We start from the raw sequence: 21,811 nt of genomic DNA, 5'->3' as shown, positions 1-21,811 counted from the left end.
CCGCGACAACGCAACTGCGGCGCAACTTTCGTCGCAAGCGAGGTGCAGCGGTCGCGACTCGCGTCGCTCCTACAGTCGCTTCGTCGCAGCGGCATAGGCCCTGTAGGAGCGGCGCAAGCCGCGACCGCGACAACGCAACTGCGGCGTAACTCTCGTCGCAAGCGAAGTGACGCGGTCGCGACTCGCGTCGCTCCTACAGTCGCTTCGTTGCAGCGGCGTAGTCTCTGTAGGAGCGGCGCAAGCCGCGACCGCGACGACGCAACTGCGGCGCAGCCCTCGCCGCAAGCGTAGTGCCGCGGTCGCGACTCGCGTCGCTCCTACAGTCGCTTCGTTGCAGCGGCGTAGTCTCTGTAGGAGCGGCGCAAGCCGCGACCGCGACGACGCAACTGCGGCGCAGCCCTCGCCGCAAGCGTAGTGCCGCGGTCGCGACTCGCGTCGCTCCTACAGTCGCTGCGCCGCAGCGGCGTCGGCCTCGCGCGGCACCCGGAACGCCGCGCTGATCCGCGCATCCACCACCCCCGGATCCTTGGGGATGCCGTGGTCGTAGCGGTATTGCGAGGCGTGGCTCATCACCAGCAGGCTGCCGGCCTCCAGTTCGATATGCCAGGTCGCGTGCGGCGCGCGCTTGGCGCGGATGGTCATGCGCCGGCTCGCGCCGAGCGAGAGCACGGCGATGGGCTGGCCCGGGGCCAGGTCGTGCAGTTTGTCGTTGTGCGGGGCGACGCTGTCGCGGCCGTCGCGGTAGAGATTCAGGCCGACGCTGTCGAAGGGCGCACCGAGCACCTCGCGCACGCGCGCGGCGGCGGCATCCAGCAGCGGCGGCAGTTCGTCGCGGCCGATGCGGTAACGGGCGACGCGGCGCGGCACCTCGACCAATCGTTCGTACATCAGCCGCTGCTCGGAATTCCAGGCCGCATGGTCGCGCAGTTCGGCGAACAAGCGCGCGCAGGCGTCCGGCGCGAACACGCCCGGCAGGTAGCGCACGCCGCCTTCGGCGTCGAGGATGGGTTGCTGCGGTTGCGCGGCGAACAGCGAGGCCTGATGCATCGGCGCAGGCTACGCCGGCGCGGTCTCAGCCTGCGAGACCGCGCCGTCTCGCTCAGGCCTTCGGCCGCTGCTCGAGCTTGGGCAGGAACCACGCCAACAAGCCGATCGCCGGCAGGTAAGCGCACAAGCGGTAGACCGCTTCGATGCCGACGTGGTCGGCCAACTGGCCCAGCGCCGCCGCGCCCAGGCCGCCCATGCCGAAGGCGAAACCGAAGAACAGCCCGGCGATGACGCCGGTGCGGCCGGGCACCAGTTCCTGCGCATAGACCAGGATCGCCGAGAACGCCGAGGACAGGATCAAGCCGATGATCACCGTCAGCAGCGTGGTCCAGGCCAGGTTCGCGTGCGGCAGCAGCAGGGTGAACGGCAGCACGCCCAGGATCGAGAACCAGATGACGTAGCGGCGGCCGATGCGGTCGCCGATCGGGCCGCCGGCCAAGGTGCCCAGCGCGACGGCGCCGAGGAACACGAACAGATGCACCTGCGCGCTCTGCGCGCTGACCCCGAACTTGTGCATCAGGTAGAACGTGTAATAGCTCGACAGGCTGGCCATGTAGAAGTACTTGCTGAAGATCAGCAGGCCGAGCACGACCATGGTCGCCACGATGGTGTTGCGCGGCAGCTTCGGCGCTGTCGCGGCGCGGGCGCCGGCCTTGCGCTGCAAGGGGATCTGATCGCGATACCACAGGCCGATGCGGCTGAGCAGCAGCATCGCCGCCAGCGCCGCGAACGCGAACCAGCCCACGCTGCCCTGGCCGCGCGGCATGACGATGTACGCCGCCAGCAGCGGCCCCAAGGCCGAGCCGAGATTGCCGCCGACCTGGAACAGCGACTGCGCCAACCCGTGGCGGCCGCCGGAGGCCATGCGCGCCACCCGCGAGGATTCGGGATGGAACACCGACGAGCCCGAACCGACCAGGGCCGCGGCGAGCAACAGCATCGGAAAGCTGGTGGCGCGCGAGAGCAGCAGCAGCCCGGTCAGGGTGAAGCCCATGCCGATCGCCAGCGACCACGGCATCGGCCGCTTGTCGGTGTAGATGCCCACCAGCGGCTGCAACAGCGAGGCGGTGACCTGGAAAGTCAGGGTGATCAAGCCGATCTGGCCGAAATCGAGCTGAAAGCTCTGCTTGAGCAGCGGATACAGCGCCGGCAGCAACGACTGGATCATGTCGTTGAGCAGGTGGCAGACGCTGAGCATGGCCAGGATCGGCAAGGCGATCTTGTTGGCGGTCTCGGCGGCGGCGGGCGGGGTTTGGAAGTCGGGAACCGCAGGCGCGACGGGGCTGTCGGCCGGTGCAGGAGCGGAGGTGTCCAGGGAGGTCATGGCGGAAGGCTGGCGGGGAGGGGGCGCGCGCCCGGCAGCGCCGGGCGCAACGGCGGATTCAGTAAACGCTCCTGCGTGCTTGCCCGCGTTATAGTTCGGGTCAACATTCTTCGAGATCGGGCCAATGCGCAATGTGCTGGCCGGCCAGGTCGACCACTTGCCGGGCCGGATCGTGGCGACCTCGAACGAGTACCCCAGCGGGCATCGCATCGCCCGCCATCGTCATCGCCGCTCGCAGCTGCTGTACGGCGCGCACGGGATCATGGTGGTCGGCACCGAGGCCGGCCGCTGGATGGTGCCGCCCGAGCGCGCCGCCTGGATTCCGGCCGGCATGCCGCACGATGTGCACGTGCTGGCGCCGATCAGCACCCGCAGCATCTACGTCGAACCCGAGGTCAGCGCGGCGCTGCCGGCCGACTGCCGGGTGATCGGGGTGTCGGCGCTGATGCGCGAGCTGTTGCTGGAGACCCTCGACCTGCCGCTGCAGGCCGACACCGCCGACGGCTCGCGCCCGGACCTGATCTATTCGCTGATCGTGCGCGAGATCGAGCGCGCGCCGGTGCTGCCGCTGGACATCCCGTTCCCGGCCGAACCGCGCCTGGCCAAGCGCTGCCGCGCGTACCTCGCGCACCCGTCGCCGCACGATGGCATCGACGACTGGTGCCGCGACCTGGCGATGAGCCGGCGCACCTTCACCCGCCGCTTCCGCGCCCAGACCGGAACCAGCTTCGCCCAATGGTGCCGGCAGGCCGCGATCTTCGCGGCGCTGCCGCGGTTGGCCGCGGGCGAACCGATCACTGCGCTGGCGCTGGATCTCGGCTATGAGAGCGCCTCTGCGTTCACCACCATGTTCAAGCGCCTGATCGGCATGCCGCCGAGTCGTTATCTGTCGACGGCGAGAGCGTATGCGCCGGCGGGGTGAGCGCGTGGCGTTGGAGGTTCCGTCGCAGTTGCGTCGGCGCGGTCGCGACTCGCGTCGCTCCTACAGGGCTTGCGTTGTCGCAACGAAGCGACTGTAGGAGCGACGCAAGTCGCGACCGCGGCACTGCGCTTGCGGCGAAAGTTTCGCCGTAGCTGTGTTATCGCAGTCGCGGCTCGCGCCGCTCCTACAGGGCTTGCGTTGTCGCAACGAAGCGACTGTAGGAGCGACGCAAGTCGCGACCGCGGCACTGCGCTTGCGGCGCGAGTTTCGCCGTAGTTGTGTTGTCGCAGTCGCGGCTCGCGTCGCTCTTGCAGGGCTTGCGTTTTCGCAACGAAGCGACTGTAGGAGCGACGCAAGTCGCGACCGCGGCACTTCGCTTTCGGCGAAAGTTTCGCCGTAGCTGCGTTGTCGCAGTCGCGGCTCGCGCCGCTCCTACAGGGCTATGCCGTTACAGCGAAGCGGCTGTAGGAGCGGGCCGCGCTACGGCCTCAGCCGACCGCGCGCGCGGCTTCGTCGATCAGCGCAGCGATCTGCGCCGGCTGCGAGGCCAGCGAGGCGTGGCTGGCGTCCAGGGTGATGGTCTTCTTCGGATTCATCCGCGCCGACATGCGCTTCTGATTCTCCGGATGGATCATGCGGTCGTGGGCCGAGATCTGATACCAGGTCGGCTTGGACTTCCACGCCGGCTGCGAGATCGCGTCGCCGAAGGTGCTCGCCAGCGGCGCCTTCTGCGTCACCGCCATCACCAGGCCTTCGTCGGCGCTGAGGTCCTGGCAGAAGCTTTCGTGGAACTTGTCGGCCTTCAGCCACAGGTAGCCGTCGCTGTCGGGGGCCAGGTTCGGTGCGGCTTCGGGCACGTGCTCCTGGGTGATGCCGCCCGGGCTTTCGCCGCGGTCGGGCGCGAACGCGGCGATGTAGACCAGGCCGGCGACCTTGTCGTGATTGCCGGCTTCGGTGATCACCGCGCCGCCGTAGGAATGACCGACCAACAGCACCGGACCGGGCGCCTGTTCGATCATCTTGCGGGTGCGCGCGGCGTCGTCGGCCAGCGAGGTCAGCGGCACTTCCACCGCCCGGATATCGGTGTAGCCCTTGCGCGAAAGCTCGACGATGGTCTTGGCCCAATGCGCCGCGCCGCCCCAGAAGCCGTGTACGAGAACGATGGTGGGTTTGCCGCTCATGATCGTGATTCCATGTCAGGTGGAGGTCGGAGGGATGCGCCAACGCAAGCACGCGCGCGGCGGCCGGTTGGCGTCGGCCTGTCGCGCCGGGCCGGGCCCGGATCCCTGCGAGACGCCGAGACTTTCATATGCAGAAACTACGCGGCGTGAATTATTTTTGGGCGTCTTTCATGACTGTGAAAGATGCTTGTCTTGGGTTTTTCATGTCCGGAAAATGGCGCTGGTGCCGGCTCGTCCGGCTCGACCGATTTTCCGCCGCGGCCGCGAACCGGACGCATCGCTACCTTAGGCTCCGCCTTCGCCCCCGACCCTGCCCGGACGCCGCAATCCAATGCCCAGACGCCACAGCGCACGTACCGCCGCCGCCTTCGCCTCGCTGCAGGACGAGGTGTTCTTCGATGCGTTCCGGCTGGCGCGCGTGCACGGCGAACTGCTGCGCGAAGGGCCGCTGCGCGCCGGCACGCCGCAGCGCTACGCCGACGGCCGCGCGATGTTCCATTTCGTGCGCGGCGCGGCGTGCGAGTTCGCGATCGAATCGGCGTCCGGCCCGCGCGCGCGGGCGACCCGCTTGCGTGTGCAGCCCGGCGAGTTGCTGATCCTGCCGCACGGCAACGCGCACCGGATCGAGGCCGCGGCGCGCGGCCGCGCGCCTGAACTCACCAGCGGCGCGTTCGGTTTCGAGGCGATGAGCGGCGCGGCGCTGATGCGGGCCTTGCCGGAAGTGCTGCACGCGCGCACCGCCGCTTGCGACGAATCCGGCGCGAGCGAAGCGGCGCAATGGCTGGCGATGACCTTCGAGGCGATGCGCAAGGAAACGCGCGAGCCGAGCATCGGCAGCCGGATCATGCTGGCGCGACTGATCGACATGGTGTTCATCTGGTCGGTGCGGCATTGGCTGGCGTCGGCGCCGCCGCGCCAGAGCGGCTGGCTGACCGCGCTGCGCGACCCCTTGGTCGGCCGCGCCCTGGCCCTGCTGCACGCCGAGCCGGCGCGGGCCTGGAGCGTGCAGACGCTGGCGGCGCGGCTGCACCAATCGCGTTCCAGCCTCGGCCAGCGTTTCGCCCGCGCGGTCGGCGAGCCGCCGATGCGCTATCTGGGACGTTGGCGCATGCAGTTGGCGGCGGATCTGCTGGCGCGCACCGAGCTGTTGGTGGCGCAGGTCGCCGAGCGCGTGGGCTATGCGTCGGAGGCGGCGCTGGCGCGCAGCTTCCGGCGCGAGTTCGGCGTGTCGCCGAGCCAGTATCGGGCGCAGGCGAGCGAGCGCGTCGAGGGCGCGGCGTAGCGATGGACAGACGCCGCGTGCCGCCCGACGAAACCGGCCGAAGCCCCTGTAGGAGCGGCGCAAGCCGCGACCGCGACACAGCGCTTGCGACGGAAGTGTCGCCGCAGTTGCGTTGTCGCGGTCGCGGCTTGCGCCGCTCCTACAGGGGGCTTGTCGCTGTGGCGAAGCGGTTGTGGCACTTCGCTTGCGACGGAAGTTTCGCCGCAGTTGCGTTGTCGCGGTCGCGGCTCGCGCCGCTCCTACAGGGGGCTTGCCGTTACGGCGAAGCGGTGGCGGGAGCGGCGCGTTGGGTCATTTGGCGATCAGCAGGAACAGCGAGCGGGCTTGCGCGCCGTAGGTGGTGTTTTCGTCGCCGATCAGGGTCTCGCTGCCGGGCGCAGCGAAGGCGTTGGGGCCTTCGTTCCAGGTCGCGGTGTCGGCCACGCGGTACCACTGCTTGCCGGTGCCCGGCCACGGCAGCACGAAGTTCACCGGGCCCGACCAGCCGTTGTAGGCGACGTAGATCGCGCTGGCGCTGTCGCCGAATTCGCTGCCGTCGATGCGCCAGGCCAGGGCGTGGTTGTCGGCGCCGTTGAAGTAGGCGCTGTCGGCCTGGGCGCCGTCGGGCTTGAACCAGCGCAATTGCTCCATCACGTTGCCGTTGCCGTCGCTGCCGGAATAGAACCCGGCCGGGCGCAGCGCCGGGTGCGCCTTGCGGAACGCGATCAAGCGCTTGGTGAAGGTTTCGTGGTCGGCCTCGACCGCGCTGCGGGTCCAGTACAGCCAGTTGGCCGCCGAATCCAGGTTGTAGGTGTTGTTGTTGCCGAACTGGGTGCGCAGCGCTTCGTCGCCGCCGGTGATCATCGGCACGCCGGCGCTGAGCATCAGCAGGGCCAGCCCGGTGCGCGCGGCCTTGCGCTGGTCGGCGACGATGCCGCCCTGGTCCCAGCTCAGATTGTGGTCTTCGCCGCCGTCGGACGGGCCGTAGGGCCACGGCTGGCTGTTCTGCTTGTCGTTGTAGGCATACAGGTCGTTGAGGGTGAAGCCGTCGTGGGCGACGACGAAGTTGATCGAATGCCAGGGCTTGCGGCCGTCGTCGCCGTACAGGTCGCTGGAGCCGGCGAAGCGGCTGGCCAGGGTGCCGGGCGTCACCGTCTCCATGCCGAGCTTGTTCTGCTTCTTGCGCAGCGCGTCGCGATAGAGCCCGTTCCATTCGGCCCAGCCGGCGGGGAAGCCGCCGACCTGATAGGAATTGCCGCCGATCGCCCAGGGCTCGGCGATCAGGTCCGCGCCGGCGCCGCCCGCGGCCGGACGCGGCGGCAGTTCGGCGACGATGCGGTTGAGCGCATTGCCGCTGTCGTTCTTGTCGAAGTTGAAGCAGCCGTGCTGGCAGCTGTTGCCGAGCACCGAGGCCAGATCGAAACGGAAGCCGTCGACGCCGAGCGCGTCGCGCCAGTAGGCCAGCGAATCGACGATCAGGTTCTGCGCGATCGGATGGCGGGTGTTGTAGTTGCCGCCGACGCCGGTGTTGTCCCACGGGTATTTGTAGTCGCTGGTCAGCGAGTAATAGGCCGGGTTGTCGAGGCCGCGGAACGACAGCAGGTTGTAGACGCTGAGCCCGTCGCTGCCGCCCCAGGGGCCGCCTTCGCCGGTGTGGTTGTAGACCACGTCGATATAGACCTTGATGCCGGCGTCGTGGAAGGCCTTGACCATCGCCTTCCATTCGCGGGTCGGCCCGCCGGGGGTTTTATCGAAGGCGTAGCGGCGGTCCGGGGCGAAGTAGTTGAGGGTCATGTAGCCCCAGTAGTTGTCGCCCACGGTCGAATTCGGGTCGACGTCGTTCTGGTCGTTCTGCGCCTCCTGCACCGGCAGGAACTCGACCGCGGTGACGCCCAGCGCGGCCAGCGCCGCGGCCTTGCGCGCGGCGCCCTTGTAGGTGCCGCGCTCGGCCGCGGGCACGCTGTCGTCGCTGCGGGTCAGGCCGCGTACGTGGACCTCATAGATCACCTCGTCCTTGAGCGCGCGCGTCGGCTTGCTGCCGATAGAGGTGGCATCGGCCGCCAGCGCGATGCTCTTGCTCGCGCACAGGCCGCTGTCCTTATTGCGATGGGCGGCGCCGCTGGCGTAGATCGTGCCGTCGGGGCAGGCGGCGGTGTTGGGATCCTGGCTGATCTCGCGCGCGTAGGGGTCGATCAGCAGCTTGTTGGGATTGAAGCGGTTGCCGGCGTTGTCGACGTCGCTGACGAAGCCGGTGGCGCTGCCTTTGCTCCAGGCCGGGTCGTACGTCCAGTTCGGACCCCAGGCGCGATAGCCGTAGTAGACCGCGCCGGTGATGCCGTAGGTGGTCTTGATCGTGCTGGTCGGCAGCGACAGCGACCAGATTTGCGTCGCCGGATCCTTGCTCAGCGCCAGCCGCGCGACTTCCTGCGAACCGGTCGGGTTCTTGTACAGGAACACTTCGATGCGGGTCGCGCGCGAGGAATAGACGCGGAAGGCAAGGTTGGCCTGGGTCGCGTCGTAACGCGCGCCGAGCTGTTGCGAGTCGATGGCGGCGTGCGCCGGGCTCAGCGCGCAGGCCAGCGCGGCCAGGGCGAGCGCGCGCAGTTGAGCGCGGATCGATCGTCGGTTCGCAAATCCTTGTTCGCCCATCGTCGCCGCTCTCCCTGGTCGACGCGCCGCGACGGTCGCGGGCGTACGCTACGACTTTAGAAGGCGGTCGCATTGCAGCATGACGGTCTGCAATCGTATTCAGCGCGGGAGGGGCGATGCGGGTCACATGACGCGCGGATGTCCGGCGGTGATCCTCGCGACGGGGGCAGAGGCTTCAGAGTGATGCCCGTATGAAGCCCTGGATGTTCGGCTTCGCCGAAGTAAAGCGAAGCCCGCCTTCGCGGGAATGACGGTAGGTGGGTTTCGTCGCGCCTCTTCCAGGCCGTCATCCCCGCGAAGGCGGGGATCCAGAGACTTCAGAGTCATGCTTCGATAAAGCCCTGGATTCCCGCCTTCGCGGGAATGACGGTAGGTGGGTTTCGTCGCGTTTCTTCCAGATCGTCATCCCCGCGAAAGCGGGGATCCCAAGACTTCAGCGTGAAGCCTCGCATCCGATTCGCGTGCTCACTTGATCCGATGCTTGCCCAACTTGCGCGCCAGCGTCCGGCGATGCATGCCCAGCCGCCGCGCGGTCTCGGAGATGTTGAAGTCGGTGGCGGCGAGCATCTCGTGGATGCGCTCCCACTCCAGCGTCTTGATCGAGGTCTGGCGTTCGGTCAGCTCGACGGTGACGTCGCCTTCGGCGCGGCCGAACGCGGCTTCGATGTCGTCGGTGTTGGACGGCTTGGCGAGGTAGTGCAGGGCGCCGAGCTTGATCGCTTCGACCGCGGTGGCGATGCTGGCGTAGCCGGTCAGCACCACGATCAGCATGTCTTCGTCGTGGGCGTGCAGCGCCTGCACGCAGGCCAGGCCCGAGTCGCCGCCGGCGAGCTTGAGGTCGACCACGGCGTAGCCGGGCGTGTGCTGCACGAGCAGCGCCTCGACTTCGGCCAGGTTGCTGGCGTGGTGGACGAGGTAGCCGCGGCGCTCGAACGAACGGCTGAGCGTGCGCGCGAAGGCGGCGTCGTCCTCGACGATCAGCAGCCGGCGCGGCTCGTCGTCGTCTTCGTCGTCGTGCGGCAGCGGCAAGTCGTCACTCATCCGAGGTCTCCGGCGGCGTCAGCGCGGCCAGCGGCAGGCTCATGGTCACCACCGCGCCGCTGGGTTCGCGGTTGCGCGCGACCATGCTGCCGCCGAGCTGGCGCGCCACGTTGAGGGCGAGGAACAGGCCCAGTCCGCCGCCCGGACGGCCCTTGCTGGACTGATAGGGCTTGCCGAAATGCGACAGCATCGCCGGGGCGAAGCCGGGGCCGGCGTCGCTGACGCGCAGCACCAGCCGGTCTTCGTCGCGCCAGGATTCCAGCCCGACCCAGCCGGGCGAGGCTTCCAGCGCGTTGTCGAGCACGTTGCAGATCATCTGCTTGAGGCCGGAGTCGGAAATGATCGGCTCATCCTCGCCGAAGCCGTTTTCGTAGTCGAATCCGCGCACCGGGCGGGTGGTGCGCCACTCGCCGACCAAGTCGTCGAGGAACGCCGTCACCGTGGTGATGGCCGGCGCTTCGCCGCGCGCTTCGCCGGCCGAGAGCAGGATGCCGGTGACGATGCTCTTGCAGCGGGTCAGCTGGGTCTGCATTTCGTCGAGTTCCTGCAGCAGCTCGGGCTGCTGGGTGAACGGCGGCATCCGCCGCCAGTCGCCGAGGATCACCGACAGCGTCGCCAGCGGCGTGCCCAGCTCGTGCGCAGCGCCGGAGGCGAGCAGGCCCATGCGCACGATGTGTTCTTCCTCGGCGGCGCGCTGGCGCAGGTCGGCCAGGCGCTGGTCGCGCGCGCGCAGGTTGCGGCCGATGCGGGTGATGAACACCACCAGCAAGGTCGCGTTGAGCGCGAAGCACAGCAGCAGGCCCTGCACGTAGGGATCGCGCAGGCCGCGGGTCGGGTCGGCCGGAATCACCACGGGCCCGGCGAACGCGGTCAGGGCGATGAAGCAGGCGGTGGTCACCACCACCACCGCGCAGCTGGCCCAGGTGCGCAGCAGCACGCAGGCCAGCGCCACCTGCAGCAGGTACAGGAATACGAACGGATTGGCCGCGCCGCCGCTGAGGTAGAGCTGCGCGGTCAGGGTGAGGATGTCGACCAGCAAGGCCAGGAACAGCGCGCCGTTGGTGACTTCCTCGCGCTTGCGCCAGCGCAGCGTGCTGACCAGATTGAACGCGGCCAGGCAGGCCAGCACGATCGCCATCGGCATCAGCGGCAGGGCGATGCCGAAGCCGTAGTGGACGAAGACGATGGTGGCGACCTGGCCGATCACCGCGATCCAGCGCAACTGGATCAGCTGATGCATGTTCTTGACTCCGGTGCCGTCGCGCGAGGCCGGGAGGGGCTGGTCGGGCTGCATGGTCAGGGCCAGGAACGAGTGGAAGGGGGACAGGAACTGCTGGAGTACGGCGGCCATCTGGAGCGTAAGCGCGAAGCGGGGGAGGCGAAGCGGGGATTGCGAACGACGGGAATCAAGGCGTTTTGTGCGCCGCGCGCCGCCGGCTTTCCTCCCGCCACACCCGCCAGCCCGCCCACGCCACCATCAGCGCCAGCACGAACCAGGTCAGCGCGTACTGCAAGTGGTTGTTGGGGAACTTTATCACCGTGAGGCCGCCGACCGGCCATTGCGGGGCCTGGCGCAAGTCGCCGGGCAGCGGCGCGGCGCGCTCGGCGTCGACGAAATACGGCGCGGTGGCGCCGTCGAGCCGGTGCGCGGCGGCGATCGCGGCGACGTCGCGCGAGAACCAGCGCTGCTGCGCCGGCTGGTTGCGGCGCAGGAAGCCGCCGCCGGGCTCGCTCAGGCGCAGCAGGCCGGTCACTTCGATTTCGCCCGCCGGCGGCGGCGTCGATTGCGCGGTGCGCGCGTCGGGCACATAGCCGCGGTTGACCAGCACGGTATAGCCGGCGTCGCTGCGCAGCGGGCTCAGCAGCCAGAAACCGGGGCCGAGTTCGGTCACCGCCTGCACCCGGGTGTCGGCGCCGGGCAGGTAGCGCCCGCGCAGGCGCACGTGGCGGTATTCCTCGCGCGCTGCGCTCACCGCGGGCCAGTCGCTGGGGCCCGGCGCGGCGCCGGGTTCGGCGTGCACGCGCGATTCCACCCGCTGGATCAGGTCGCGTTTCCAGCCCAGGCGCTGCACCTGCCAGGCGCCGAGCGCGATCAGGCCGGCGAACATCGCCAGGAACACGGCGCCGATCAGGCCGAGGACGAAGGTACTGCGCGGCGGTTTGACGCTGGTCGCCATGAGCGGGCCTCGTGCGGAAGACGAGTGGGGCGAGCCGGTTGCGTGGGGATGATAGCCCTGCGTGGACCGGGGCGGGGTGCGGCTGCGCGCGTAGCCGGCGCAGGCTGCCGGAAAGGGCCGGCCGAAGTCTCCGGATCCCCGCCTGCGCGGGGACGGCGTACTGGAGAGAACGCGGCGAACGCCTTGAGGCCGTTCGCCGCGCAAACCGCGAAGAGGAGCGCTATCTGCTCACTCCTGCGCGCCATCTCCTGGCCTCAAGGCATGTTCCGCATCTCATGCGGCATCGGCATCATGTTCACGTTCAAGTGATGCATGACCCACAACGAACCGGCCAGGGTGATGACCACGATCACCAGGGTGAAGATCAGCGCCAGCATGTTCCAGCCGCCTTCCGACTTCGTGTTCATGTGCAGGAAGTAGACCATGTGCACGACGATCTGGACCACGGCGAAGCCGAGGATCACCGCGGCGGTGGCGCCCGAGGACGGGAGCACCTTGGCCATGACCAGCCAGAACGGGATCGCGGTCAGCACCACCGACAGCAGGAAGCCGATGGTGTAGCCCTTGACGGTGCCGTGGTAGTCGTCGTGCTCTTCGTGACCGTGGTCGTCGTGAGCGTGATCGTGTGCGTTGTCGTGTGCGTTGTCGTGGTGCGCGGACTGGGTCACGGCAGCACTCCCATCAGGTAGACGAAGGTGAAGACGCCGATCCAGACGACGTCGAGGAAGTGCCAGAACATCGACAGGCACAGCAGGCGGCGGCGGTTCGGCGCGGTCAGGCCGTGCTTGTTCAACTGCACCATCAGCACCACCAGCCAGACGATGCCGAAGGTGACGTGCAGGCCGTGGGTGGCGACCAGGGCGAAGAACGAGGACAGGAACGCGCTGCGCTGCGGGCCGGCGCCTTCGTGGATCAGGTGGGCGAACTCGTACAGCTCCAGGCCGATGAAGGCCAGGCCGAACACGCCGGTGATCGCCAGCCAGCCCTGCACCGCGGCCAGCTTGCGCTTGGTCATCGCGATCATGGCGAAGCCGTAGGTGATCGACGACAGCAGCAGCATCGAGGTGTTGATCGCCACCAACTGCAGGTCGAACAGGTCCGCGCCCGACGGGCCGGCCGCGTAGCTGCGGCCGAGCACGCCGTAGGTGGCGAACAGCACGGCGAACACCAGGCAGTCGCTCATCAGGTAGAGCCAGAACCCGAGCAGGGTGCCGTTCTCCGGATGGTGCTTGCCCTTGAGGTCCAGGAAGCGCGCGGCCGAGGAGGGCGGCTGCGCCTGGGCGTGGGTGAGGATGGCGGTGGCGTCAGACATGGGCGGCGGCCAGTTGTTGCGTGCGCTGGTTCTCGGTGGCGGTGACTTCGTCCGCCGGGATGTAGTAGTCGCGCTTGTAGTTGAAGGTGTGGACGATCGCGGCGACCAGCATCGCGGCGAAGAACACGCCGGCCACCAGCCACATCTGCCAGATCAGGGCGAACGCGCAGACGGTGCTGAGCAGGGCGATGATCAGGCCGGCGGCGGTGTTCTTGGGCATGTGGATCGCCAGGAAGCCCGAGGTCGGACGCTGGAAACCGTTCTGCTTCATGTCGTGCCAGGCGTCGTTGTCGTGCACCACCGGGGTGAAGGCGAAGTTGTAGGCCGGCGGCGGCGAAGAGGTCGACCACTCCAGGGTGCGGCCCTGCCACGGGTCGCCGGTCGGGTCGCGCAGCTTCTCGCGGTTGCGGATGCTGACGAAGATCTGGATCAGCATGCAGGCGATGCCGATCGCGATCAGCGCGGCGCCGAAGGCGGCGATGATGAACCAGATCTGGATCGAGGGATCGTCGAAGTGGCTCATGCGCCGGGTCACGCCCATCAGGCCGAGCACGTACAGCGGCATGAAGGCGAAGAAGAAGCCGATCTGCCAGAACCAGAACGAGCACTTGCCCCAGAACGGATCGAGCTTGAAGCCGAAGGCCTTGGGCCACCAGAAGTTGATGCCGGCGAACAGGCCGAACAGCACGCCGCCGATGATCACGTTATGGAAGTGGGCGATCAGGAACAGGCTGTTGTGCAGGACGAAGTCGGCCGGCGGCACCGCCAGCAGCACGCCGGTCATGCCGCCGATGGTGAAGGTGACCATGAAGCCCACCGTCCACAGCATCGGCACCTCGAAGCGGATGCGGCCGCGGTACATGGTGAACAGCCAGTTGAAGATCTTCGCGCCCGTCGGGATCGAGATGATCATCGTGGTGATGCCGAAGAACGAGTTGACGCTGGCGCCCGAGCCCATGGTGAAGAAGTGGTGCAGCCACACCAGGTAGGACAGGATCGTGATCACCACCGTCGCGTACACCATCGAGGCGTAGCCGAACAGGCGCTTGCCGCTGTAGGTGGAGACGATCTCGGAGAAGATGCCGAAGCACGGCAGGATCAGGATGTAGACCTCCGGGTGGCCCCAGATCCAGATCAGGTTCACGTACATCATGGGGTTGCCGCCCAGATCGTTCGTGAAGAAGTTGGTGCCCGCGTAGCGGTCGAGCGAGAGCAGCACCAGCACCGCGGTCAGCACCGGGAACGCGGCCACGATCAGCACGTTGGTGCACAGCGAGGTCCAGGTGAACACCGGCATCTTCATCAGGCCCATGCCCGGCGCGCGCATCTTGACGATGGTCGCGATCAGGTTGACGCCCGACAGCAAGGTGCCGACGCCTGCGATCTGCAGCGCCCATATGTAGTAGTCGACGCCGACGCTGGGGCTGTAGGCGATGCCCGACAGCGGCGGATACGCCAGCCAGCCGGCGGTGGAGAACTCGCCGACGAACAGCGAGACCATCACCAGGCCCGCGCCGCAGGCGGTCATCCAGAAGCTGAAGTTGTTGAGGAACGGGAAGGCCACGTCGCGCGCGCCGATCTGCAGCGGCACCACGTAGTTCATGAAGCCCGTCACCAGCGGCATCGCCACGAAGAAGATCATGATCACGCCGTGGGCGGTGAAGATCTGGTCGTAGTGGTGCGGCGGCAGGAAGCCGGCGTTGTCGCCGAAGGCCATCGCCTGCTGCATGCGCATCATGATCGCGTCGGCGAAACCGCGCATGAGCATGACCAGCCCCAGCACGATGTACATGATGCCGATCTTCTTGTGGTCGATGCTGGTGAACCACTCGTTCCAGAGATAGCCCCAGAGCTTGTAGCGGGTCAGCAGGCCGAGCACGGCGATGCCGCCGAGCGCGACCATGGCGAAAGTGCCGAGCAGGATCGGCTCATGCAGCGGGATCGATTCCCACGAGAGCCGGCCGAAGATCAGCTTGGCGAGGTTGGATTGGTCAGACATCTTCGCTCCGAAGTCCGCGTGCGGACCTGCGCGCGCGAGGCGCGCGGTTGAATGCTTGCGCTAAACGCTCAGGGGGCCAGGCTGGCGACGCCCCAGCTGGGGGTGGCCGAGGGCTCGGTGACGCACATCGCCGAGAGCACCACCGGCCCGCCGCGCAGATCGCCGCGGCGGCGCGGCGCCAGGGCGTTGGCGCTGTTGCCCAGGCCGCCGTTGGCGTCGATCATCATCATCTCGTCCATGCACATCTTCGACGAGTCTACGCAGCGGTTGAGGATGGCCTTGTACAGGCCCGGCGCGACCGCAGCGTAACGGCGCACCGGCTCCTTCTCGCTGGGCTTTTCCAGCTCCAGGTAGCCGGCGCGCTCCAGGGTCTGGCCGCCGGCGCGGTTGCTTTCGACCCACTGGTCGAAGCCGGCCTGGTCCAGGCCGTGGAACTTGAAGCGCATGTGCGAGAAGCCGGCGCCGCTGTAGTTGGCGGAGAAGCCCTGGTACTCGCCCGGGTGGTTCATCACCGCGTGCAACTGGGTCTCCATGCCGGGCATGGCGTAGATCTGGCCGGCCAGGGCGGGGATGTAGAACGAGTTCATCACCGAAGAGGCAGTGATCTTGAACTTGATCGGGCGATCCACCGGCGCTGCGATCTCGTTGATCGTGGCGATGTTGTATTCGGGATAGAGGAACAGCCACTTCCAGTCCAGCGCCACCACTTCGATCTCCAGCGGCTTGACCTCCGCTGCGACCGGCTGGCCGGGCTTGATCCGGTCGAGCGGGCGGTAGGGATCCAGGGTGTGGGTGCTGACCCAGGTGATCGCGCCGAGCACGATGATGATCAGCAGCGGCGCGGCCCAGATCAGCAGCTCGAGCTGGGTCGAGTGATCCCAGTCGGGCTTGTAGGTCGCCTTGGCGTTGGAGGCGCGGTAGCGCCAGGCGAAGAACAGGGTCAGCGCGATCACCGGCACGATGATCAACAGCATCAGCACGGTGGAGACGATGATCAGATCGCCTTGCTGGCGGGCCACGTCGCCGGGCGCGTTCAGAAGGAGCGTATTGCAGCCCGCCAGCGGCAGCAGCGCGCCGGTCAGGAGCAGGGGACGGAGGAGGGACTTGATTGCGTTCATCAACCTGACGCTTAAGCACGACAAGGCCGCGAGGCTCGCGGCGACCGCGCAATTGTGCGCCGCAGCGACGGCCGGGACGATTGGACGTTTTGTCCTATGGCAGTGCAGCAATCCGGGTGGGAAGCTTACGCCGTCCCGATCTTCGGGGCGCAAGCCTGCGCGCGCCTTCCGGCGCGGCCGGCCGCGGCGCCGGTGGCGCGAAAACGCGGAAATCCTGGGTTTTCGGGCCTCGCAGCCCGTTCGTCGGGAGTTTCCGCCGGTTCGCGAACGGCGCGGCGGCGCGGTCAGGAGTAAGGTATCGACGCGGCCGGATGAACCGATCCGCCCGATCCGGCACACCGCGCAGCGCCCCGCGACATTCCGCATTCTTTATCGAACCACGCACCGAGCTGCAGCCGACGATGCAAACGCCAAATCACGCAAATCCCGCTTCCGCGGCAGAGTCCATGACCGTCTCGGTGCACGGCACCGATTCGCACGCCGAGGTCGCGCCGGGCGACATCGCGGTCGGCGTGGTGATCGGCCGCGCTTCGGAATACTTCGACTTCTTCGTCTACGGCATCGCCTCGGCGCTGGTGTTCCCGTCGGTGTTCTTCCCGCACCTGGGCAAGCTCGAAGGCACGCTGTGGTCGTTCGCGATCTTCGCCCTGGCCTTCATCTCGCGTCCGTTCGGCACGATCTTGTTCATGTGGATCCAGCGCCGCTGGGACCGCAGCACCAAGCTCACCATCGCCTTGTTCCTGCTCGGCACCTGCACCGCCGGCATCGCCTTCCTGCCGGGCTTCGCCAAGATCGGCGCGCTGTCGCTGGTGCTGCTGTCGGTGTTCCGCCTCGGCCAGGGCGTGGCCCTGGGCGGCAGCTGGGACGGCCTGCCGTCGCTGCTGGCGCTCAACGCGCCGAAGGAACGCCGCGGCTGGTACGCCATGCTCGGCCAGCTCGGCGCGCCGGTCGGCTTCATCATCGCCGCGGCGCTGTTCGCCTATCTGAGCACCGCGCTGTCGCGCCAGGACTTCCTCGACTGGGGCTGGCGCTATCCGTTCTTCGCCGCGTTCGCGCTGAACGTGGTGGCGCTGTTCGCACGCCTGCGCCTGGTGGTGACCCACGAGTACGAGCGCGAGCTCGGCGAGCAGCAACTCGAGCCGACCCCGGTGATGGAGCTGTTCAACGCCAAGGGCCGACACGTGGTCATCGGCGCGTTCGCCGCGCTGGCCAGCTATGCGCTGTTCCACATCGTCACCATCTTCCCGCTGTCGTGGATCGTGCTGTATTCCGACCAGTCGGTGACCCAGTTCCTGATCGTGCAGATCATCGGCGCCACGCTCGCCGCCGGCGCGGTGGTGGCTTCGGGTTGGATCGCCGACAAATTCGGCCGTCCGCGCACCCTGGCCGCGCTGGCCGCGGCGATCGCGATGTTCAGCGGCTTCGCCCCGACCCTGCTGGGCGGCGGCAACGTGGGCCAGGACGTGTTCATCCTGGTCGGCTTCGTCCTGCTCGGCCTGTCCTACGGCCAGGCCGCCGGCTCGGTGACCGCCAACTTCGGCGCCAAGTACCGCTACACCGGCGCCGCGCTGACCTCCGATCTGGCCTGGCTGATCGGCGCCGCGTTCGCGCCGCTGGTGGCGCTGGGCCTGTGCGCGCACTTCGGCCTGGCCTTCGTCGGCGTGTACCTGCTGTCGGGCGCGGTGTGCACGATGGCGGCGCTGGGCGTGAACCGGGCGCTGAAGCTGCGCAGCTGACAAGACCAGCGACACGTAGATGAGAAACGGGGAGCGGGCGAAAGCCCGTTCCCCGTTTCGTTTGCGCCCGGCGAACGCCTGGCTTGCGGCTGCGCGCCTCTAACGGTACTGGTGCACGCAGCGCGCCAGATCGTCCAGATACGCCTCCACCGCCTGATCGTGCACCGGCGTCACCGTCATATGCAGCGCGGCCGGTGTCGACAGGCGGCTGATATGCCAGCCGCGCGCCTGCATCGTGTCGCCGACGGCGTGGATGTCGAATTCGTCGGAGCCGAACGCGATCACGCTCAAGTCCGGCTGGCCGAGCACGTGCAGGCCGCCGATGCGGTCGATCCCTTCCAGATAGCGGTCGCGCAGGTGCATGACCCGCTGCGCCAGGCTGCGGTAGCCGGATTCGCCGAGGTAATGCATCACCGCCCAGGCCGCGGCGACCGCGCCGCCGGCGAGCGTGCCCGACAGGGTCTGGCTGCGCCACAGGCCCTTGGGCCATTGGTCGTATTCGAAGGCCTGATGGGTGTGGTCGTCGGCGTCGGCGTAGAGCAGCACCGACACGCCGTTGGCGGCGTAGCCGAACTTGTGCAGGTCGGCGGCGAGCGAGCGCACGCCGGGCACGGCCAGATCGAAGCGCGGCACGCCGGCCGCGCTGCGGGTCACGTGCGGGGCGAGGAAGCCGCCGATGCAGGCGTCCACGTGCAGCCACACCTCGCGTTCGCAGGCGATCCGGCCCAGCGCTTCGATCGGATCGATCGCGCCGAACGGCAGCGACGGCGCCGAGGCCACGATCATCATCGTTTCGGCTTCGATGCACTGGCTCAGGGTCTGCACGCTGGCGCGGTAATCGCCGCCGATGGCGACCCGGATCAGTTCCAGCCCCATCATCTCGGCGGCCTGCTCGTACACCGGATGGACGCTGGAGGGCACCAGCAGATGCGGCCGGCGCACCTGCGGGCGGCGCGCGCGGAACGAGCGGTAGGCGCTGCGCACCGCCAGCAGCGCGCTCTCGGCGCCGCCGCAGGTGATCGTGCCGCAAGCGCGCGGCCCGCCGCCGAGCAGCGACAGCGAGATGTCGATCAGGTCGTCCTGCATGCGCTGCAGGCTCGGGAACTGCGGCGCGCGCGCGTTTTCGCTGATGAACATGGTGTAGGCGCGGCGGGCGACGTCGAGCACGTCCTCGCCGGCGTAGTAGACCTCGAGCGAATCGCGGCCGTGGCGCCAGTCGGTGTCGGCGCTGCGCAGCGCCGACAGCGCTTCGTGCAGTTCGTTCCAGGGACGGCCGCGGGCGGGCAGGGTCTTGCGTCCTGGCGGTGGCAACGAGGACATCATCGGCGCGGTTCTCATGACGGGGGGAGTAGGAACGGCAGCACGGCGCGAACGCGCGCAGGCGCGCGCGTGGCAGTGCGGCGCGCGCGGGCGGCGCCGCGTCGCGGCTGCGCGCGCACGGCGGCGCAGTCAGCGCGCGCGCAGCGCGCAGCGCGGCGACGACGCAGCGATAGGCGAAAGCGCAGCGGGCGAAAGTGCGACCGACGAAAGCGTGGCGGCCGAAGGCCTGGGCGGCGCGGCGGCTGCGGGGTTGCGGCGCGTGCGCGCGCTCGGCGGGGACGGGTTCTTCAAGGGACTGGCTCCGTGTCGCGAAGAAACATGTCGTGCGAAAGCGCGTCGCGCGAGCGGGCGGCCGAAGCGCGCGCTGCGCGATGCGCCGCGGCGGGAGGCCGCGTGGTGGATCTGGATGTAATGGGTCTGGCTTTGGTGCAGCGGGCTAGGGTGCAGCGGAGTGGCAGCGGCCGTTCCCGTCGCGCCGCTCGTTCAGGGCGGACAGCGCGCGCCGCGTAGCGTGCGGTGGAGGGACGGACGCCGACAGTGTTACGTCGCGGTGTCGGCGCGGTCAACGCTCACGCGCGATGCGCTGCGCAAGTAGCGATGTCTATCGCACTGCGTCACGGGGACGATCACAGAATCGCGCGAACGCGGGGCAAAACCCCGCGCGCAGCGGAAAATCGAACGTTATTCGATAACCGCGCCGATCGGTTCGGCGCGCGCAGGCGGACGGCTTGGGTGAATTCGATGAACGCCGCGCCGCGGCGTCACGCCGCCGCGAGCGTCTTGGCGAACACGCTGCGGCCGTCGAGGTCGCGCAGGTCCACGCTCAAGGCGCGGCTGTCGGGATCGATGTTGACCTCGCCGAAGAACTGGAAGCCGGCCAGCGGCGACGCGTTGGGGTGCGGCGGCGCTTTCTGGAACACCACTTGCGGGCCGAAAGTCGCATCCAGTGCGTTGGGGCCGAACGAACCGGCGTTGAGCGGGCCGGCGACGAATTCCCAGAACGGCGAGAACTCCTGGAACGCGGCGCGCGCGGGATCGTAGTGATGCGCCGCGCAGTAGTGCACATCGGCGGTCAGCCAGACCACGTTGTCGACGCCACGGATCGCGCGCAGCAGTTCGGCGAACTCCAGTTCGCGCCCGCGCGGCAGGCCGGGATCGCCGTTGGCCACCGCTTCCCAGCGCGGCCGGCCCTGCGCGTCGACGCCGTCGGGCACTTGCAGGCCCAGCGGCATGTCGGCCGCGACGATCTTCCACACCGCGCGCGAGCGGCGCAGGTTGTCGGCCAGCTCGCGCAACTGTCGCCGGCCGAGGAACGAGCTGTCGGCGCCCGGCGCGGTCTGCAGGTTGTCGCTGTTGCTGCCGCGATAGCTGCGCATGTCGAGCACGAACACGTCGAGCAACGGGCCGTAACGCACCACGCGTTCGATCCGCGTGCGCCGCCCGTCCGGGTCGTGGCCGCGGCGCTGCGGCGAGTACTCCAGAAACGCCTGCCGCGCGCGCCGCACCAGCACGTCGATGTCCTTGACCGTGTAGCGCGGATCGGCCGCGAGGTCTTTGCCCAGCGACCAGTTGTTGACCACTTCGTGATCGTCCCATTGCCAGATCTGCGGCACCTGCGCGGCGAAGCGGCGCAGGTGGTCGTCGAGCAGGTTGTAGCGGTAGCGGCCGCGGTATTCGTCCAGGGTTTCGGCGACCTTGTGCACGCCCTCGGCGACCAGGTTGCGCCACACCCGGCCGTCTTCGGCCGTGGCTTCGGCGGCGATCGGGCCGTCGGCGTAGATGGTGTCGCCCGAATGCAGGAAGAAGTCCGGGTCGCGCTGGCGCATGGCTTCGAAGATGCGCATGCCGCCGATCTCGGGATTGATGCCCCAGCCCTGTCCGGCGACGTCGCCGCCCCAGACGAAGCGCACCGGCCGCGCATGCGCGAGCGGGCCCTCCGGCGCCGGACGCAGGCGGCCTTCGCACCAGTCGCTGCGCACGCCGCTGCGCGCGTCTTCGAAGGCGACGCGCACGCGCCGCATCGGGCCGGGCGGCAGCGGCAGGTCCAGGCGCGCGGTGAAGTCGCTGGCCGCGGTCGCCAGCGGGCCGCGCAGGCGCAGCGCGCGGCGGAAGCCGTCTTCGTCGCCGACCTCGACCCACAGCCGCGCGGCGCGGTCGGCGCGCGCCCACACCGTGGCCCGGCCGTCGCCGACATCGCCGAATTGCAGGCCGGACGGCAACGTCGGCCGCGCCGACTCGGCGGCGATCAGCGCCGGCGCGGCCAGCGCGGGCAGGGCGCCGCCGAGCGCGCCCAGGCTCAGGGCGCCGCCGGAGCGCAGCAGGAAACGGCGACGGGAGGCGTCGTGGTCGTGCATGGCGATGGCTCTGCGTGGGGGAATCGGCAGGCTAGCGTTCGCGCATGGCAGCGGTGTGGCCGCGATTCGTGACGGCGGCTTCGCTTTCGCTGCCGTGGCTTGGTGTGGAAGGGACTCGCTGTGGCAGGAACTTGTTGTGGGAGGGACTTCAGTCCCGACGCTTCTGGCTCAGTTCGCGGCGATCCGGCCGAAAGGCGTCGGGACTGAAGTCCCTCCCACACAAGCCTGAAGTCCCTTGCACACAAGCCGCCGAAGCCGCGCTGGCGCCCACCACACCGCGTTCACACCGCCGGCCGAAGATGATCGCGGGATTACGGTCTTGTAATGCGGACAACCGCGCGCGACCTGGCGCGTTAGCGTAGATCGACTC

The 21,811-nt window shown here is 68.6% G+C and carries 18 protein-coding genes; 5 read left to right on the top strand and 13 right to left on the bottom strand.

Annotated elements, in window-relative coordinates; all coding sequences use genetic code 11:
* Positions 1-441 precede the first annotated feature (441 nt).
* Positions 442-1,047, bottom strand: coding sequence for an alpha-ketoglutarate-dependent dioxygenase AlkB (locus BLU84_RS14895; RefSeq protein WP_074868644.1), 606 nt, complete (start codon positions 1,045-1,047; stop codon positions 442-444).
* Positions 1,048-1,099: 52 nt separating this feature from the next.
* Positions 1,100-2,371: an MFS transporter gene (locus BLU84_RS14890; RefSeq protein ID WP_083382619.1), complete on the bottom strand. Its 1,272-nt coding sequence runs from the start codon at positions 2,369-2,371 to the stop codon at positions 1,100-1,102.
* A gap of 124 nt (positions 2,372-2,495) precedes the next feature.
* On the opposite strand from BLU84_RS14890, the gene BLU84_RS14885 reads away from it, so the two are divergent.
* A complete protein-coding gene (locus tag BLU84_RS14885) occupies positions 2,496-3,293 on the top strand; it encodes an AraC family transcriptional regulator (RefSeq protein ID WP_074868641.1) in 798 nt (265 codons plus the stop codon).
* Positions 3,294-3,781: 488 nt separating this feature from the next.
* On the opposite strand, the gene BLU84_RS14880 is transcribed toward BLU84_RS14885, so the two are convergent.
* The gene (locus BLU84_RS14880; RefSeq protein WP_074868637.1) at positions 3,782-4,474 is read right to left on the bottom strand and encodes an alpha/beta hydrolase; all 693 of its coding nucleotides are present in this window, start codon (positions 4,472-4,474) and stop codon (positions 3,782-3,784) included.
* A gap of 331 nt (positions 4,475-4,805) precedes the next feature.
* On the opposite strand from BLU84_RS14880, the gene BLU84_RS14875 reads away from it, so the two are divergent.
* Positions 4,806-5,756 (top strand): helix-turn-helix transcriptional regulator, encoded by a 951-nt coding sequence (locus BLU84_RS14875; RefSeq protein ID WP_074868633.1) that lies wholly within the window; start codon positions 4,806-4,808, stop codon positions 5,754-5,756.
* A 291-nt stretch (positions 5,757-6,047) separates the two neighbouring features.
* Here the strand turns inward: BLU84_RS14875 and BLU84_RS14870 are convergent, their stop codons facing one another.
* The 8 genes from BLU84_RS14870 to cyoA all read right to left on the bottom strand — a co-directional run bounded on the left by BLU84_RS14870 (position 6,048) and on the right by cyoA (position 16,031).
* Positions 6,048-8,384, bottom strand: a complete 2,337-nt coding sequence (locus BLU84_RS14870; protein WP_074868630.1) for a glycogen debranching protein — start codon at positions 8,382-8,384, stop codon at positions 6,048-6,050.
* Between the two features lie 465 nt (positions 8,385-8,849).
* On the bottom strand, positions 8,850-9,425 hold the full coding sequence (locus tag BLU84_RS14865) for a response regulator transcription factor (protein ID WP_074868627.1): 576 nt from the start codon (positions 9,423-9,425) through the stop codon (positions 8,850-8,852).
* A complete protein-coding gene (locus BLU84_RS14860; RefSeq protein ID WP_083382617.1) occupies positions 9,418-10,776 on the bottom strand; it encodes an ATP-binding protein in 1,359 nt (452 codons plus the stop codon). Before BLU84_RS14860 ends, BLU84_RS14865 begins: the two co-directional genes overlap by 8 nt.
* A 55-nt stretch (positions 10,777-10,831) precedes the next feature.
* On the bottom strand, positions 10,832-11,602 hold the full coding sequence (locus tag BLU84_RS14855) for an SURF1 family protein (RefSeq protein WP_074868624.1): 771 nt from the start codon (positions 11,600-11,602) through the stop codon (positions 10,832-10,834).
* A gap of 254 nt (positions 11,603-11,856) precedes the next feature.
* Entirely contained in the window at positions 11,857-12,270 is a 414-nt protein-coding gene (gene cyoD / locus BLU84_RS14850) for a cytochrome o ubiquinol oxidase subunit IV (RefSeq protein ID WP_074868621.1), read from the bottom strand.
* Complete coding sequence (gene cyoC, locus BLU84_RS14845; RefSeq protein WP_074868618.1) at positions 12,267-12,914, bottom strand: cytochrome o ubiquinol oxidase subunit III; 648 nt, start codon at positions 12,912-12,914, stop codon at positions 12,267-12,269. Before cyoC ends, cyoD begins: the two co-directional genes overlap by 4 nt.
* Complete coding sequence (cyoB, locus tag BLU84_RS14840; RefSeq protein ID WP_074868613.1) at positions 12,907-14,913, bottom strand: cytochrome o ubiquinol oxidase subunit I; 2,007 nt, start codon at positions 14,911-14,913, stop codon at positions 12,907-12,909. The genes cyoC and cyoB overlap by 8 nt, the downstream gene beginning before the upstream one ends.
* A gap of 68 nt (positions 14,914-14,981) precedes the next feature.
* Complete coding sequence (gene cyoA, locus BLU84_RS14835; protein WP_074868610.1) at positions 14,982-16,031, bottom strand: ubiquinol oxidase subunit II; 1,050 nt, start codon at positions 16,029-16,031, stop codon at positions 14,982-14,984.
* Between the two features lie 446 nt (positions 16,032-16,477).
* Between cyoA and BLU84_RS14830 the strand changes: the two genes are divergently transcribed.
* Positions 16,478-17,767: an MFS transporter gene (locus tag BLU84_RS14830; RefSeq protein ID WP_074868607.1), complete on the top strand. Its 1,290-nt coding sequence runs from the start codon at positions 16,478-16,480 to the stop codon at positions 17,765-17,767.
* A 99-nt stretch (positions 17,768-17,866) separates the two neighbouring features.
* On the opposite strand, the gene BLU84_RS14825 is transcribed toward BLU84_RS14830, so the two are convergent.
* Positions 17,867-19,087 carry a pyridoxal phosphate-dependent decarboxylase family protein gene (locus BLU84_RS14825; protein ID WP_074869020.1) on the bottom strand — a complete coding sequence of 407 codons (1,221 nt, stop codon included), beginning with the start codon at positions 19,085-19,087 and terminating at the stop codon, positions 17,867-17,869.
* Positions 19,088-19,103: 16 nt separating this feature from the next.
* On the opposite strand from BLU84_RS14825, the gene BLU84_RS26590 reads away from it, so the two are divergent.
* Positions 19,104-19,499: a hypothetical protein gene (locus BLU84_RS26590; protein ID WP_139175017.1), complete on the top strand. Its 396-nt coding sequence runs from the start codon at positions 19,104-19,106 to the stop codon at positions 19,497-19,499.
* 349 nt (positions 19,500-19,848) lie between these two features.
* On the opposite strand, the gene BLU84_RS14820 is transcribed toward BLU84_RS26590, so the two are convergent.
* Positions 19,849-21,441 carry an alkaline phosphatase D family protein gene (locus BLU84_RS14820; protein ID WP_074868602.1) on the bottom strand — a complete coding sequence of 531 codons (1,593 nt, stop codon included), beginning with the start codon at positions 21,439-21,441 and terminating at the stop codon, positions 19,849-19,851.
* Between BLU84_RS14820 and BLU84_RS28695 the strand changes: the two genes are divergently transcribed.
* Positions 21,440-21,670, top strand: a complete 231-nt coding sequence (locus BLU84_RS28695; RefSeq protein ID WP_425479391.1) for a DUF6053 domain-containing protein — start codon at positions 21,440-21,442, stop codon at positions 21,668-21,670. The genes BLU84_RS14820 and BLU84_RS28695 overlap by 2 nt on opposite strands.
* Positions 21,671-21,811 lie beyond the last annotated feature (141 nt).

The sequence above is a fragment of the Lysobacter enzymogenes genome (genome assembly GCF_900106525.1).
GTDB lineage: Bacteria > Pseudomonadota > Gammaproteobacteria > Xanthomonadales > Xanthomonadaceae > Lysobacter > Lysobacter enzymogenes.
Note: the sequence above shows the minus strand (reverse complement) of the source record. Positions and strands in the feature narration are given on the sequence as shown.